16 protein-coding genes are annotated in these 15652 nt (G+C 58.5%); 11 read left to right on the top strand and 5 right to left on the bottom strand.

Annotated elements, in window-relative coordinates:
- The first annotated feature begins 112 nt into the window (after positions 1-112).
- From tsaD to BM225_RS08620, 4 genes are read left to right on the top strand one after another with little or no spacing between them, the layout of a single operon-like run.
- A complete protein-coding gene (gene tsaD / locus BM225_RS08635) occupies positions 113-1201 on the top strand; it encodes a tRNA (adenosine(37)-N6)-threonylcarbamoyltransferase complex transferase subunit TsaD (RefSeq protein WP_072708991.1) in 1089 nt (362 codons plus the stop codon).
- Positions 1198-2154, top strand: coding sequence for an NAD(P)H-dependent glycerol-3-phosphate dehydrogenase (locus tag BM225_RS08630; RefSeq protein WP_072708989.1), 957 nt, complete (start codon positions 1198-1200; stop codon positions 2152-2154). The genes tsaD and BM225_RS08630 overlap by 4 nt, the downstream gene beginning before the upstream one ends.
- Complete coding sequence (locus tag BM225_RS08625) at positions 2154-2426, top strand: YciI family protein (RefSeq protein WP_072708987.1); 273 nt, start codon at positions 2154-2156, stop codon at positions 2424-2426. The genes BM225_RS08630 and BM225_RS08625 overlap by 1 nt, the downstream gene beginning before the upstream one ends.
- On the top strand, positions 2426-2845 hold the full coding sequence (locus BM225_RS08620; protein ID WP_072708985.1) for an EVE domain-containing protein: 420 nt from the start codon (positions 2426-2428) through the stop codon (positions 2843-2845). The genes BM225_RS08625 and BM225_RS08620 overlap by 1 nt, the downstream gene beginning before the upstream one ends.
- A gap of 196 nt (positions 2846-3041) precedes the next feature.
- On the opposite strand, the gene BM225_RS08615 is transcribed toward BM225_RS08620, so the two are convergent.
- From BM225_RS08615 to ahcY, 3 genes are all read right to left on the bottom strand, one after another.
- A complete protein-coding gene (locus BM225_RS08615; RefSeq protein WP_072708983.1) occupies positions 3042-3383 on the bottom strand; it encodes a DUF2853 family protein in 342 nt (113 codons plus the stop codon).
- Between the two features lie 163 nt (positions 3384-3546).
- On the bottom strand, positions 3547-4125 hold the full coding sequence (locus BM225_RS08610) for a PRC-barrel domain-containing protein (RefSeq protein ID WP_072708982.1): 579 nt from the start codon (positions 4123-4125) through the stop codon (positions 3547-3549).
- A gap of 145 nt (positions 4126-4270) precedes the next feature.
- Positions 4271-5659: an adenosylhomocysteinase gene (gene ahcY, locus BM225_RS08605; protein ID WP_072708980.1), complete on the bottom strand. Its 1389-nt coding sequence runs from the start codon at positions 5657-5659 to the stop codon at positions 4271-4273.
- 558 nt (positions 5660-6217) lie between these two features.
- Here ahcY and BM225_RS08600 point away from each other — a divergent pair.
- On the top strand, positions 6218-6811 hold the full coding sequence (locus BM225_RS08600; protein WP_072708977.1) for an HD domain-containing protein: 594 nt from the start codon (positions 6218-6220) through the stop codon (positions 6809-6811).
- Here the strand turns inward: BM225_RS08600 and BM225_RS08595 are convergent.
- Together BM225_RS08595 and BM225_RS08590 are read right to left on the bottom strand one after the other, a co-directional pair.
- Positions 6804-7355, bottom strand: a complete 552-nt coding sequence (locus BM225_RS08595) for an ActR/PrrA/RegA family redox response regulator transcription factor (protein WP_072708975.1) — start codon at positions 7353-7355, stop codon at positions 6804-6806. The two genes, BM225_RS08600 and BM225_RS08595, sit on opposite strands and share 8 nt — an antisense overlap.
- A gap of 76 nt (positions 7356-7431) precedes the next feature.
- The gene (locus tag BM225_RS08590) at positions 7432-8058 is read right to left on the bottom strand and encodes an SCO family protein (protein ID WP_072708973.1); all 627 of its coding nucleotides are present in this window, start codon (positions 8056-8058) and stop codon (positions 7432-7434) included.
- Between the two features lie 91 nt (positions 8059-8149).
- Here BM225_RS08590 and regB point away from each other — a divergent pair, with 91 nt between their 5' ends.
- The 6 genes from regB to addB all read left to right on the top strand — a co-directional run bounded on the left by regB (position 8150) and on the right by addB (position 15647).
- Complete coding sequence (regB, locus tag BM225_RS08585) at positions 8150-9538, top strand: sensor histidine kinase RegB (protein WP_072709424.1); 1389 nt, start codon at positions 8150-8152, stop codon at positions 9536-9538.
- Positions 9539-9608: 70 nt separating this feature from the next.
- On the top strand, positions 9609-10628 hold the full coding sequence (locus tag BM225_RS08580; RefSeq protein ID WP_072708971.1) for a PAS-domain containing protein: 1020 nt from the start codon (positions 9609-9611) through the stop codon (positions 10626-10628).
- Positions 10612-11073, top strand: a complete 462-nt coding sequence (gene tsaE / locus BM225_RS08575) for a tRNA (adenosine(37)-N6)-threonylcarbamoyltransferase complex ATPase subunit type 1 TsaE (RefSeq protein WP_072708969.1) — start codon at positions 10612-10614, stop codon at positions 11071-11073. The genes BM225_RS08580 and tsaE overlap by 17 nt, the downstream gene beginning before the upstream one ends.
- Complete coding sequence (locus BM225_RS08570; protein ID WP_072708958.1) at positions 11070-12014, top strand: aminoglycoside phosphotransferase family protein; 945 nt, start codon at positions 11070-11072, stop codon at positions 12012-12014. Before tsaE ends, BM225_RS08570 begins: the two co-directional genes overlap by 4 nt.
- Positions 12011-12703: a nucleotidyltransferase family protein gene (locus tag BM225_RS08565; RefSeq protein WP_072708957.1), complete on the top strand. Its 693-nt coding sequence runs from the start codon at positions 12011-12013 to the stop codon at positions 12701-12703. The genes BM225_RS08570 and BM225_RS08565 overlap by 4 nt, the downstream gene beginning before the upstream one ends.
- On the top strand, positions 12690-15647 hold the full coding sequence (gene addB, locus BM225_RS08560) for a double-strand break repair protein AddB (RefSeq protein WP_245780440.1): 2958 nt from the start codon (positions 12690-12692) through the stop codon (positions 15645-15647). The genes BM225_RS08565 and addB overlap by 14 nt, the downstream gene beginning before the upstream one ends.
- Positions 15648-15652: the final 5 nt, after the last annotated feature.

Genomic DNA, 15652 nt, shown 5'->3' with positions numbered 1-15652 from the left:
GCGGGCGCGTGATCAGGATCTTGGCAGCGGGACGGTCCATCAGGTCTCGGCATTGTAAGGTCTTTGTCCCAGTGCTACCTCGGGACAAACCGCCCTGCAATGAAAGAGACAGATGTCCGACCTGACGATTCTTGGTATCGAGAGCAGCTGTGACGACACCGGCGCCGCCATTGTGCGCGGGACTGCGGGCAACGCCCGTGTGATGTCGAACATCGTGATGGGGCAGGCCGAATTGCACGCAGCCTTCGGCGGAGTTGTCCCCGAGATCGCTGCCCGTGCCCACGCTGAAAAGGTCGATCTGGCGGTCAAACAGGCCCTTTCCGAAGCGATGGTGTCCTTGTCCGAGGTTGATGCGATCGCCGTCACTGCGGGCCCCGGCTTGATCGGCGGTGTGCTATCCGGCGTCATGTGCGCCAAAGGGATCGCGGCCGCCTTGGGCAAACCCTTGATAGGCGTAAACCATTTGGCGGGCCATGCGCTGACTCCGCGCCTGACTGACGGTCTGACCTACCCCTATCTAATGCTCTTGGTTTCTGGCGGGCATTGCCAGTTCCTGATCGTGCGAGGACCGGACGAATTCACCCGTGTCGGAGGCACCATCGACGACGCCCCGGGCGAGGCGTTTGACAAAGTTGCGCGACTGCTCGCGCTGCCCCAACCCGGTGGCCCCTCGGTCGAGGCACGAGCGCGCGATGGCGATCCGAAACGGTTCCGCTTTCCGCGCCCTCTGTTGGATCGCGAGGGCTGCGACATGTCCTATTCCGGTCTGAAAACCGCTGTCTTGCGCGCGCGGGACGAGGTGATGACCGACAACACCCTGACCGCTCAAGACCAAGCCGACCTTTGCGCTGGCTTCCAAGAGGCCGTCACTGCCGTTCTGGCCGAGAAAACGCGCCGCGCCCTGCGGGTTTATATGGATTTGAACCCCGGCCAGCCCATGATCGCCGTCGCAGGTGGTGTCGCCGCGAACCAAGCGATCCGCGCCGCATTAACCACCGTCGCCGAAGAGGCTGGCGCAGGCTTCACCGCGCCGCCCCTGAAGCTGTGCACCGACAACGGAGCGATGATCGCCTATGCAGGGCTGGAACGGTTCGCCTTGGGCGAGACCGACGACATGACCCTACAAGCCCGCCCTCGATGGCCTTTGGACAAGAAATCAGCGCCCATGATCGGCAGCGGCAAAAAGGGAGCCAAAGCATGAGCGTTTCCGTTCTGGGGGCAGGGGCGTTCGGCACCGCCTTGGCGATCACTTTGGCAGAGCGTGGCGTGACCCTGTGGGCCCGCGATCCGGATGCCGCCACTGCCATGCAAAAGACCCGTGAAAACGCCACACGGCTCAAGGGCATCCACCTGCCCGAAGGCTTGACCGTCACCAGCGATCTGACCACCGCCTGTGCCGCCGACACGATTCTGATGGCTGTCCCGATGCAGTCCACTGCTGCCTTCGTCACGGAAAACGCGGACCTTCTGCGCGGGAAAAAACTGGTGGCCTGCTCCAAGGGCGTCGATCTGACCAGCCTACGCGGCCCGACCGCTATTCTGGCCGAAGTCACGCGCGCCCCTGCGATCATCACAGGTCCCAGCTTTGCTATCGATATCGCCCGAGGACTACCGACCGCGCTGACGCTTGCCTGTAAAAACCCGATCCTTGGCGAAGAGCTGCAAGAAACCCTTAGCTCCGCGACCATCCGCTTGTATCGCAGTACGGACCCTGTGGGCGCGGAGCTTGGCGGCGCGCTGAAAAACGTCATCGCCATTGCAGCGGGGGCTGTGATGGGTGCAGGCCTTGGGGAGTCTGCCCGAGCAGCTCTGATCACCCGCGGATTTGCCGAGATGATGCGGATCGCAGGACCCCTTGGCGCGATCCCCGAAACGCTAATGGGATTGTCCGGATTTGGCGATCTGACGCTGACCTGCACGTCGCCGACCAGTCGCAACTATGCGTACGGCTTCGCGTTAGGGCAGGGTGCAGACTATGACCCAACCATAACAGTCGAAGGCGCCGCGACCGCCCGCGCCGTTGCCCGTCTAGCCCGTGACAAAGACATCGAAATGCCGATCACCTCGGTGGTTGCCGCGCTGGTCGAAGGCCGTCTAGATGTATCGCAGGGCATGCAAACATTGCTGTCCCGCCCATTGAAAGAGGAAATCTAATGCTGTTTGCCCTGACCGCCCGTGACAAAGCTGGCGCCCTTGAGGTCCGCAAAGCCAACCGTGACGCGCACCTTGCCTATATCAAAGACACAGGCGTTGTCGCCCAAGCTGGCCCGCTTCTGGATGCAGCAGGCGAGATGTGCGGATCGCTGGTCATTCTGGACGTCGAAGACATGGACGCAGCGCAGGCTTGGGCTGCCGGCGACCCCTACAAAGCAGCAGATCTGTTCGAATCCGTCGAAATCATCGCTTGGAAAAAGGTCATCGGCTGATGCGCTATTGGCTGTTCAAATCCGAGCCCGACACCTGGTCTTGGGACGATCAAGTCGCCAAAGGCGATGCGGGCGAAGAATGGGACGGCGTGCGAAACTATCAGGCCCGCAACTTCATGCGCGAAATGAAGGTCGGCGACCGCGGTTTCTTTTACCACTCGCAGAAGGCCAAGGCCATCGTCGGTGTTGTCGAAGTCATCGCCGAAAGCCACCCCGATAGCTCGACCGATGATGATCGCTGGGATTGCGTCGACATCAAAGCGATTGGCCCGTTCAAAACCCCTGTGACCTTGGATCTGGTCAAATCGGATGAACGTCTGGCCGATATGGCTTTGGTGAAGCAATGCCGCCTGTCGGTCCAACCGGTGACTGCAGAGGAATGGCAAATCCTCTGCGCATTGGGCGGCTATTCTAAATAAGGCGTCGGGGTCCGGCCAACGCGTGGCCGAACCCCTTTCCCCACATGCTCCCACACACGCGATGGATTGGTTCGGCCATTCTGGCCTGTTGATTTATGAATAGACCGTGCGGTGCCCTGATCGCAAACAAATAGAACAGGGCATTTTATTCGATTGCGCAGTCAATTGGCTTCGAGGCGCCAACTCATAAAAGGTGTTAGCCGTACACGGACTCTTTGCCGAAGTGCTTGACCAGCAGATAGTAGATGACAGCGCGGTACTTGTTGCGCTCTGAACGGCCATAGGTCTCGATCACGGAATTGATCGCCTCCATCAGTTCTGGACCATCAGTCAACCCAAGTTTCTTGATCAAGAAACTCTTGCGCACAGTTTCCAGCTCACTCGGCTGGCTTCCTGCAACGGTCGCAGCATCAGCATTGTAGATCGACGGGCCGCACCCGATCGTCACTTTGGTCAGCAAATCCATATCGGGGTCCGTGCCGCATTTATCGCGCAGATCCTCGGCATACTTGGCAATCAGATCATCTCGTTTTCCCATAGTCACTCTCCCTATTCGGGCTGCCGCCCTTACTCGCTAAAGTTGTGAAAAGCGTAAGAGCGGGATTGCCTTGCAGACAAGGGAATTTTGCATCCGCCGCGTTTTCGGCAAAGAAAAGGGCGCGCCGCACTGGCGCGCCCCACTTAAACCGATACGCTCGGAGTTACGAGTTGTCGGGCATATCCGGCATGGTCTCGGCGGTCATAGCATCCGCGATCACCATATCGTCGGGCAGGCTCTCAATCGCACTCTCGTCAATCTGCGGCATCTGCTTCAGGGCCTCAGCATCTTGCGACAGGATCAGAGTCTCGTCTTCGGCAACTGTGAAATCGTTCAGCGGCAGGGCAACTGTGTATTCGCCTAGGCCAAGGAAACCGCCCACGCCAACAACGGCTTCGACACCGGTTTCGCTTGCGATCACGTAGTCAATCTCGCCCACATCATCGCCGTTAATGGCCTCTACCTCCATCCCGATGACCTCACCTACAGTTTTCTGAGCCAGTGCCATCTCGGTGTCGGCTGGTTCGGTCGACATCATTGGATCGGCGCTCATGTCAGCTTGGGTGCCCATATCAGTTGTGGTTCCGATCTCGGTGTCGCCATCCATCGGTTGTTCCATCATGATCTGGCCATCGACTTCGCTCTGCGCATTCATGCCGGTGTCGTTCATTTCGGCATACGCGGTACCAGTCATCAGGGCGGTGGTGGCAGCGGCGGTCATCAGTTTGGTCATAAAGGTCATCGTGTTTCTCCTTCTCCAGTTGCGATGTGTTGGGGAAACAGAAAAGCCCCGGCGAATGTTTCCGCCGGAGCTTGGAACCGCCAAATTTGGCGGTAAGTTGCTGTGACTGCGGGGAAGCTCTGTGCAGGTTCCCGCCGACAGCCTGTTAGTAACGGTAATGTTCCGGCTTAAAGGGACCTTCGGGGGTCACGCCGATGTAATCCGCTTGTTCTTTGTCCAAAGTGGTCAGCTTCACACCAATCCGGTCGAGGTGCAGGCGCGCCACCTTTTCATCCAGATGCTTTGGCAGGATGTAGACCTTGTTGTCGTACTCGTCGCCTTTGGTCCACAGCTCGATCTGGGCCAGAACCTGGTTGGTGAATGAGGCAGACATCACGAACGATGGGTGACCGGTTGCGTTACCGAGGTTCAGCAGACGGCCTTCAGAGAGCAGGATGATCTTGGCGCCGCTCGGCATCTCGATCATGTCCACTTGGTCTTTGATGTTGGTCCACTTGTGGTTCTTCAGGTTGGCGACCTGAATTTCGTTATCGAAGTGACCGATGTTGCCGACGATCGCCATATTCTTCATCTCGCGCATGTGCTCGATGCGGATGACGTCTTTGTTGCCGGTGGTGGTGATGAAGATGTCAGCGGAGTCCACGACGTCTTCCAGCAGGACAACTTCGAAGCCGTCCATGGCTGCCTGCAGTGCACAGATCGGGTCGACCTCAGTGACTTTCACACGTGCGCCTGCCCCGCGCAGCGATGCGGCCGAGCCTTTGCCCACGTCGCCGTAACCGCAGACGACAGCCACTTTGCCGGCCATCATCACGTCGGTCGCGCGGCGGATGCCGTCAACCAGCGACTCTTTACAACCGTACTTGTTGTCGAACTTCGACTTGGTGACCGAGTCGTTCACGTTGATCGCGGGGAAGGGCAGCTGGCCGTCGCGCACCAGTTGGTACAGACGGTTCACGCCAGTGGTGGTTTCCTCGGACACACCTTTGATCTGGTCGCGCACTTTGGTGAACCAGCCGGGGCTCTGTTCCATGCGCTTCTTGATCTGCGCTTTGATGACTTCCTCTTCCTCGGACGAGGGGACAGGAATGATGTCTTCGCCTGCTTCTGCGCGGGCACCAAGCAGAACATACAGGGTCGCGTCACCGCCATCGTCGAGGATCATGTTCGGGCCGTCTTCAAACATGAAAGACTTGTCGAGATAGTCCCAATGCTCTTCGAGGGTCTGACCTTTGATGGCGAACACGGGGATGCCCGCTTCGGCGATCGCCGCAGCCGCGTGGTCTTGGGTCGAGAAAATGTTGCAGGATGCCCAACGCACGTCCGCACCCAGCGCCGCCAGCGTTTCGATCAGAACCGCGGTCTGGATGGTCATGTGCAGCGAACCAACGATGCGCGCGCCCTTCAGCGGCTGGCTATCACCATACTCTTCGCGCAACGCCATCAGGCCCGGCATTTCGGTTTCGGCGATGTCCAGTTCCTTGCGACCAAAGGCGGCCAGCGAAATATCCTTGACGATGTAGTCGTTAGCCATGGGAGGCTCTCCTTCGATCTAGCGTCTTTTGCCGGTCGAAATAGCACTCGGCCGCTATATCGACAATGCGTATGAAAAAATGCATTTTTACTGTTTCCATAATGGAAACATTATCCTAAAGTGTAGGTGCGAAGCGGAGCTACAAGGTCTGCGTCGTGTTTTACCAAAGTACAATTATTGAACACATTAACCCTCAGTGGGAGCAACATTTTCAAACGGAGCGCACCACAGTATAATATCGTTTTGCGAAACAATAGCACCCCCATGCACTGTTTATTCCTGCAACCTGTGCGAAATGGCTGATTGATCACGACAATCTGTCATTTTTGCTGACGGTCCCCAACATACCCCAGCACACAGTTTTGCTGGAATCGCAGGTGTCGGCCCATTCAGACCGGCATTGGCGGGCAAGGTGATACGAGGGGCCGGATTGGCCTTGGCCAATCCGGCACTGTAGTAACGAGTAACCTGGTACTGGATGGCGCGGAGGGCAGCACCGCGCCATTTTCTTTTGACTTCTGGCATTCTATTCATGGCACACCACCACAGGAGTGCCCCATGCCCCCACCTCCCAGAGCTTGGCAACGCATGCTATCCGGTCGTCGTCTGGATTTGCTGGACCCAACCCCCATGGATATCGAAGTTGAGGATATCGCTCACGGGCTGGCTTTTGTCGCGCGGTGGAACGGGCAGACAGTCGGGGATTATGCCTACTCGGTCGCCGAACATTCCTTGCTGGTCGAAAAGATTTACGCCCTTCAAAATCCCAAAGCTCCGCCAAAATGGCGGCTGGCAGCGCTGCTGCACGATGCACCGGAATACGTGATCGGGGATATGATCTCGCCGGTCAAAGCGGCAGTTGGCCCGTCCTATTCAGAACTGGATGAAAAGTTGGCTGCAGCAATTCACATCCGGTTCGGCCTGCCAGGCGCGCTGCCAAAGACGGTAAAGGCCGCGATCAAGCGCGCCGACAAGGTCAGCGCATGGCTTGAGGCAGTGAAAATCGCCGGGTTCGATGAGACAGAGGCCAACAAGTTCTTTGGCCGTCCATCAGAAGAAATCCTGAACAGTATCTCTATCGATCTACGTCCGCCGGTCAAAGTCCGCGAAGACTACACCAAGCGGCATGCAGAACTGCTCGCCCTTATTTAGGCGAGCGTTTAGCCAGAATGCGCTGAAGAGTCCGGCGATGCATATTCAAACGGCGCGCCGTCTCGGACACGTTCCGATCACACAGCTCATACACGCGCTGAATATGCTCCCAACGAACGCGGTCTGCGCTCATTGGGTTTTCGGGCGGCGGGGGCAGCTCGTCATCGGTGGCCAGTAAGGCGTTGGTAATGTCGGTCGCATCTGCGGGCTTCGACAGATAATCCGTCGCTCCGATTTTCACGGCAGCCACCGCGGTCGCGATCGCGCCATAGCCGGTCAGCACAACGATCCGAGAGTCAGGTCGTTTTTCTCGCAGAGTTTCGACGATGTCCAAACCGTTCCCATCTTCGAGCCGCAGATCAACAACGGCAAAGGCCGGAGGCCGCGCCGTGGCGACAGCTTTGCCACCCGCAACCGAGTCCGCAGTCTCCACATCGAACCCACGCTTTTCCATAGCCTTGGCGAGGCGCCGCAGAAACGGTTCATCGTCATCGACCAGTAACAGTGTCTTGTCGACGCCGATATCAAGCTGTGCTTCTGCCATCGTAAAACCTCCCCACCGATCCACCGGCCATCACCTATATCTATGTCCAAGGTGTGACTGCGTCAAACCTTCACATTCACGACTTAGCATCCAGAAAACATTGAATGCCGTCAGCCATCTGCTCTGGGCTCAGTTCGCGGCGATAGAAATCGAGAAAGCCATCCTCGGGCGTGACGAGGTAACTAAATGTTGAGTGGTCGACCAAATACCATTCGGGATCCTCGGACTCGTTCTTCTTGTAGTAAGTCCGGTAGGCTTGGCTTGCCGCTTTGACCTGCTCGGCGCTTCCGGTCAGCCCAATCATGTCAGGATGAATATTCTGTGCGAACTCTCCGACGACTTCGGGCGTGTCCCGCTCTGGGTCGATCGAGATAAAGACGGGCTGAATATCGTAGCCTCGTTCCGTCAAGATATCCACGGCATCTGCATTGCGCACAGTGTCAAAGGGGCAAACATCGGGGCAGAAGGTATAGCCAAAGTACAGCAGGGAAGGTTTGGTAATGACATCGGTGTCAGTTACGACCTCTGCGCGACTATTCAGCAACTCGAACGGACCACCGATCGCACCTGCACCGCCAGCCACTGCGCTGGTCCGACATTCGGCAAACTGATCTTCGGGCCCTTGGGTCAGCACGAAAGCCGCCGTCCCGCCAACCACTGCCACGACCGCAGCGGTTGCTCCGATTGCTAGTGCTTTCCGCATCGCCTTCTCCTTTGTTTGTTCGGGACGTTGATCCCAAAACCGGTGGCCCGTAACAATGGTTTACCTTGTCGCAACCTATGTAGGCATCGCTATGGCAGATACCAGCCTCTTTTCGACCGGTTTCGGCGGTCCAAACCACTTCGTGCGCCTACGGACCATGATCCTGCTGCGTTGGCTGGCCATCGGGGGTCAGTTGATGGCGATTGTGGTGGGGCAGTGGCTCTATGGTCTGCAACTGGAGATTGGCCTTTGCTTTATGGCTGTTGGCGTTTCTGTGATCGGCAACCTGATATCGCTGTTTGTCTTTCCTCAGAACAAGCGCCTATCAGAGACCGAAAACTTCCTCATGGTCCTGTTCGACATCCTGCAATTGGGTTTCCTGCTCTACCTGACGGGCGGTCTGCACAATCCCTTTGCCCTGCTGATCCTCGGACCCGTGACTGTATCCTCCGCGGTAATGAGCCTGCGGTCCTACCTGATCCTTGGCATGACGGCAGTGGTGATCGTTTCCCTGCTCGCCAAGTATCACCTCTTACTTACAACGCAGGCGGGCGAGGTCCTGCGGGTTCCGGATCTCTTTGTCTTTGGCACGTGGTTGGCGATTGTGATCGGGGTGATGTTTCTAGGCCTCTACGCGCGGCGCGTGACGTCCGAGATGCACACCATGTCGAACGCCCTACAAGCCACGCAAATGGCCCTCGCCCGCGAGCAGAAGTTGACCGACCTCGGCGGCGTGGTGGCAGCGGCAGCTCACGAGTTGGGGACTCCACTGGCAACGATCAAGCTAACCAGCGCCGAACTAGCCGAGGAATTGGACGATCGCCCCGAACTCCAAGAAGACGCCCTGCTCATACGGCAGCAGGCGGATCGTTGCCGTGACATCCTGCGGACGATGGGTCGCGCTGGCAAAGATGACCTGCACATGCGTCACGCCCCATTAACGACAGTTCTGGAAGAGGCCGCAGACCCCCATCTCATGCGTGGCTCTCAGGTGATCTTCGACTGGCCAGAGAACTTAGATGCAGAAATCCCGACGATCCTACGCCGGCCAGAGCTGATCCATGGTGTTCGCAATTTGGTCCAGAATGCGGTCGATTTTTCCCGCAGCAAAGTCTGGATCGAAGCTCGTTGGACCGAAAATACGATCACAATCCGTATCATTGATGATGGCAAAGGCTACCCTGTCAGCATCATTGGCCGCATTGGCGATCCCTTTGTTCGCCGACGCCGCGCAGAACGCGACCTGCACCAAAGACCGGAATACGAGGGCATGGGTCTGGGGCTCTTCATAGCGAAAACGTTACTAGAACGTATAGGCGCCGAATTGACATTCGCAAACGGATCTAACCCATTGGACCCCGAATCACTGGGCACAGAACAGTGCGGTGCGATCGTCGAAGTGGTGATCCCGAGGGCAAAAGTAGAAGCCTCTAGTGACCAAATTGCACAAATTGGCGCTGAAAACCCGTATTTCGAATAATTTTCGCAACATGATAGTTGCGCTAATGCTTTATCTCTCTACCGTGAGGTTATCTCTTAGGGAGAGTTACATGCCACCGTTGCCACCGCATCTTGTACTAGTTCTTGTGGCCTCTTCGCTCCTGGCGGGCGCATTAGCCGCTTTGGCAATTTTGATTGCCACGCACAACAAAGAAATACCGGAGAAGCCCGGTCAGAAAAGCACGTCCGGTGATCATCCAACGGATGATTTGTCCGGCACTGCGATTGCACAAAACCCCGAGGCTCTTGGGGGTGCCCTGCTACAAACATTGACCAAGACGATTGCCCATCTTTCAGTCGGTATCGCCATTTTCGACAAGGACGGTCGAATGGTGTTGTTCAACCCAGCCCTGATGGAACTGTCGAGCTTGCCGCTTGATCTGCTGACCAAGCGTCCACGCCTGTTCGACTTCTTTGACCAGCTGCGTACTCAAGGGATATTGCCGGAGCCGAAGGACTACGCAAAGTGGCGCAATCAATACATGCAGCTCGGGAATAATGCGCCAGACCTGCTCGAAGAATTGTGGAGCCTACCGTCCGGCCTGACCTACCGCGTGACAGCGCAATCCCTGCGCAACGGGAACATGTCCCTTATGATCGAGGATATCTCGAACGAGTTAAGCGCAACGCGCGGCATCCGTGCCCGCGTCCGACAGAACGAATGCATCCTCAACAGCATCGACGAGCCGCTATGCGTCTTTTCCGGCACCGGTCATCTGTCATTCTCTAACCGCGCATTCAAGGAACGTTGGGGCACCCCTGAGGCACGATCTGTCGGCAAGATGAACGACGCAATCAGCCGTTGGAAGGCACAAACCACTCTGAACGCAAACTGGGGCAAGCTCGCCGCGTTCTCTGAACAGCTGGATCACCGCAATGAATGGAGCTTTGATGCGGCCTTCCTTGATGGCGAGAGCTACTCGGTGCGTGTGAACCCTGTGACTGGCGGTGGAACTATGCTGCGGTTCTTGCGACAGGACGCGATGGATTCTCTGTTCGAAACTGCGCAGAGCAGGTTGCAGGTGGACGGCGCTCGGTCCATCTTCGCAACCGATGGAAAAGCTATTTGAACTTCGCAGTCCCGAGGACACCCAGGACCTGGCAGAGCGCCTTGCCCCGCAGCTGAGCGCGGGCGATATCATCCTGCTCGAAGGCCCGATCGGCGCTGGCAAAACACACTTCGCGCGGTCCCTGATTCAGGCCCTGCTGCCCGAGCCAGAAGATATCCCGTCGCCGACCTTTACGATCGTGCAGGTCTATGATGGGCCGGATTGTGAAATTTGGCACAGCGATCTCTATCGCCTGAGCCATCCTGACGAAGCGATTGAACTCGGACTAGAAGAGGCGTTCGAGACCGCAATCTGCCTGATCGAGTGGCCAGATCGGTTGGGTGACGAAACTCCAGAGGCGGCCTTAAAAATCACGCTAGATGTCTCTGACGACCTACGAGCGCGCACCGCGGTGCTCAGCTGGACCGATCCACGGTGGGGTCAGAAAATCGAGGCGGTGTCATGAGCGTCACCGAATTCCTCACCCTCGCAGGCTGGCAAAATGCGCAAATCAGTCCGATGACGGGCGATGCCTCTGCACGCCAGTACTCCCGCCTACAGCGCAAACAAGAGACTGCCATTCTGATGCAGGCCCCCCAAGACGGCAGCACGTCTACCTTTGCGCGGGTCGCTCGTTATTTGCGCCAGAGCAGCTTGGCGGCACCTCAGATTTTCGCCGCCCAGCCGGATCAAGGCCTGCTACTAACCGAAGACTTCGGTGCCTATCGGTTCGCTGACATCGCGGACCAAGAACCGGACCGAGCCACATCTCTGTATGCTTTAGCGACCGACGTCCTGATCCACCTGTCTCGGATCCCCGCGATGGATGGGTTGCAGCCCTATGACGGCAAGACGATGGCCGCGCAGGCAGAACTGATTTTTGAGTGGGCGCTCCCGGCCAAGCCTTTGCCCGACCTCACATTGACTAAGTCACTGAAAACCGCACTGAGACAGGCGGCGCGCCCCTTTGACCGGATGCCCCGCGTGACGATGCTGCGCGATTACCACGCCGAAAACCTGATGCTCAGGGACGCTGCGGGCATCCAAGCCGCTGGCCTGCTCGACTTCCAAGATGCAATGGCCGCGCATCCGGCCTATGATCTGGTCTCGCTCTTGCAGGATGCTCGGCGCGATGTTGATCCAGCGATCGAGCAAGAGATGACCTTCCGTTACATGGCCGAGACGGACTGCGACAGCACCGACTTCTACGCGGCATATGCGTTATATGGTACGGGCCGCGCGCTGCGCATTCTGGGGATATTTGCGCGTTTGGCCGCCCGGGATGGCAAGACGCGCTACCTCGATTTCGTGCCGCGGGTGCGCGCGAACCTCGAACGGAACCTCTCTCATCCCCATCTGTCAGAGGTTTCCAGGTGCCTCACCCCTTGGCTGGAGGCTACAGCATGACCCTGCGCTTCCCCGTCATGCTCTTTGCCGCCGGGTTCGGCACACGCATGGGCGCACTGACCCAGTCCCGCCCCAAGCCGCTGGTCGAGGTCGCGGGCAAAGCACTGCTCGATCATGCTCTTACTCTGGTTGCTGAAGCAGGCGGTGGCCGAACCGTCGTGAACACCCATTACCTAGGCGGTCAAATTGCCGACCATCTGACGGGTCGCGACGTCGCAATCAGCCACGAGGCACCCGATATTCTGGATACGGGCGGAGGATTGCGAAACGCTCTGCCGCTTCTTGGCCAAGAGACCGTCATGACCCTGAACACCGATGCCGTGTGGGCGGGGCCGAACCCCCTGACACAACTTGATGCTGCTTGGGACCCTGATCGCATGGATGCGCTGCTGCTTTGCCTGCCAAAGGAAAACGCTCTGGGTCACAAGGGCGAGGGCGACTTCATTGCCACCGCAGATGGTCCCGCCCAGCGCGGCCCGGGACTGGTCTATAGCGGTGTGCAGATTATCAAAACCGGCGGCCTATGGGACATCGCCGAAGATGCCTTTTCGCTAAGTGTGCTCTGGTCAGACATGATCGCCCGCGAACGTTTATACATCCTGCCCTACGCTGGCCATTGGTGCGACGTGGGCCACCCTGCTGGTATCACCCTAGCCGAAGAAATGTTGGAGACTCATGGCTCTGTTTGACCCGACCGACGGCCCTCGCATTTTCGGCCTGCCCATGGGGGCGGACTTCACGCGAGAATTCACACTTGGGCTGATGGATCGGCTGGATGGCCTGCCACCCCACGAACAGGCCCGCGCCGAGGTGTACGTGAACACCGCGCGGATGAAGCGCCGGATGCAAGAGGTCTTTGATGAGCGTGGCGCTCGCCTGCTGCCGCGCATCCGCCTGATCGGCGAGCTTGCGGACTTGCCGGGCCCAGACCCCATGCCGCCTGCTGTGCCCGCTCTGCGCAAGCGGCTGGAACTGGTGACGCTGATCCGCCAACTCCTAATCAGCGCGCCGGAGATCGCCCCACAAACGGCACTCTTTTCTCTTGCGGACTCGCTCGCTGCACTCATGGATGAGATGCAGTCCGAAGGAGTCGATCCCCAGCGCCTACAGGAGCTAGATGTCTCGGACCAATCGGGACACTGGCAACGCGCACTAGCCTTTGTCCAGATCGTCGAGCAATTCTTGGAAAACAGCGCAACACAGCCGGACAGGCTTGGCCGTCAGCGCATGATTGTCGAAGCGCTAGATACCTACTGGCAAGAGAACGTCCCCCAACACCCTGTCATCATCGCGGGCTCTACTGGCTCGCGGGGGGCGACGGCCGAGTTCATGAGGCTTGTAGCAGGTCTGCCTCAAGGCGCGATCGTCCTTCCCGGCTTTGACTACGACCTGCCTGCCAAGGTCTGGGGCGAGATGAACGATGCCCTAACAGCCGAGGACCACCCGCAGTTCCGCTTCCGCAACCTGATGCGGATGCTGGGTTTAACACACTCAGATGTGCCAATCTGGACCCAGATTGCACGCCAAAATCAGACACGAAACAAGCTTGTGTCGCTTGCTTTGCGGCCTGCACCTGTGACGGATGCTTGGCTCGAAGAAGGTCCACGCTTGCCAGACCTACACGCTGCAGCTGATGGTCTGACCCTGCTGGAGGCACCTGACCCTCGTACCGAAGCGAACGCGATCGCACTGGTCATGCGAGACGCTCTAGAGCATGGGCGCACTGCCGCTCTAATCAGCTCTGATCCCGTGCTCAACCGGATGGTCAAAGCGGCCCTCGACCGCTGGGAGTTGATCCCAGACGATTCCAAGGGCGATCTGGTACCGCTGTCTCCACCGGGCCGGATTCTGCGCCAAGTGGCCGAATTATATGGCACGCGGGTCAGTGCTGACGACCTGCTACGCATTTTGAAACATCCGCTAACCCACTCTGGTCACCTGCAAGAAGAAGATCCACGCGGCAACCACCTACGCCGTACCCGTGACATGGAATTGCAAATCCGCCGCAAGGGCGTCGCCTATCCAGACCCTGCGTGGCTGCGCGACTGGACCGCCAAGAAGTACAAGGGCGAAGAGGGCACCGAGGTCTGGGCCGAATGGATCATAACCAACCTCCTGACCCTGCCCGATTTCGGCGAGGCTCCTCTGCAATCCTATGTCGAGGATCATATCGAGCGCACAATCCGCATCGTCGCTGGTCCCGAGGGCGAAAGCTCGACCCTCTGGCGAAATGCGGCAGGTCGGGTGACGAAACCCCTGATCGACGAATTCCGGCGCGAGGCGCATGTGGGCGGCGACATCACCGCCTTTGATTACGTGGGGCTGCTTTACGGTGTGCTGACCGGTGCCGAAATCCGAGACCGCGATACGGGCCATCCCATGCTCAGTATCTGGGGCACCCGTGACGTGCGGGTCGAGCGGGCTGATGTGATGATCCTTGCTGGTTTGAACGAAGGCTCGTGGCCCAGCGCACCGCGCCCAGATCCGTGGCTGAATCGCGCGATGCGCGCGCGGGTTGGGCTGAACCTTCCAGAGCGGGACATTGGCTTGGCCGCACATGACTTCCAACAGGCGATCACCGCGCCAGAGGTGGTGCTGACCCGCGCAGTTCGCTCGGACGATGCGCAAACCGTGCCGTCGCGCTGGCTGAACCGCCTTACGAACCTGATGTCAGGCCTGCCGATGATCAACGGCGCAGAAGCCTTGGGCGCCATGCGCAAGCGCGGGCGCCATTGGGTCGAGCTTGCCGAAGCTATGGAAATTCCGGGCGACATCCCACGGGCACAACGTCCGAGCCCGTGCCCCCCGATCGAGGCGCGCCCACGCCAGATGTCAGTGACGGAAATCCAGACCCTGATCCGAGATCCCTACGCCATCTACGCCAAGCATGTACTGCGCCTGCGCAAGCTGGACCCTTTGGGCCGTGACCCGGACGCCCGCTTGCGCGGGACTGTGTTGCACCGTGTGTTAGAGTTATTCACCAAGGCGGGGCCCGTTACAGGCACTGCCGAAGACCGCGAACGCCTGCTGAAGATTGCTGATGGTGTGCTGCTGGAAGAGGTTCCGTGGACCGTGACACGCACCTTCTACCGTGGCCGGATCGAGAAGTTCGCCGATTGGTTCATCAAGGCCGAAGCCGAACGCCAGACACGGCTGCAAACACTGGGCCGAGAGGTTGCCGGCAAACTGTCGATCAACGTCGGGGACTTCACCCTGACGGCCAAAGCCGACCGTATTGATCAGGACGACAAAGGCCGCTTGCATCTGTTCGACTATAAAACCGGTGGCGCCCCCAAGGACAAAGAGCAGACCTATTTCGACAAACAGCTGCTCTTGATGGCGATGATGGCCGAAGAGGGCGCGTTCCATGGCATCGACCCAGCTGACGTCGCCAGCGCGATCTATATCTCTCTCCGTGACATGGACGAAACCGCTGCCCCGCTGGACAAGGACCCGACAGACAAAGTGAAAGGTGAGTTCTTTAGCCTGCTGTCCTCCTATCGCGACCTGGACAAGGGTTATACCTCGCGCCGCGCTGTGAAGAACGAGAATTTCGAAGGCGATTTCGACCATCTGGCCCGCTACGGCGAATGGGAGCCGACGGACGATGCCAATCCCAAGGTGCTGGAATGAACGTG

This window comes from Donghicola eburneus, assembly GCF_900115865.1.
GTDB classification, from domain to species: domain Bacteria; phylum Pseudomonadota; class Alphaproteobacteria; order Rhodobacterales; family Rhodobacteraceae; genus Donghicola; species Donghicola eburneus.
The sequence above is the reverse complement of the archived record's forward strand: the minus strand, read 5'-3'. Positions and strand labels throughout refer to the sequence as shown.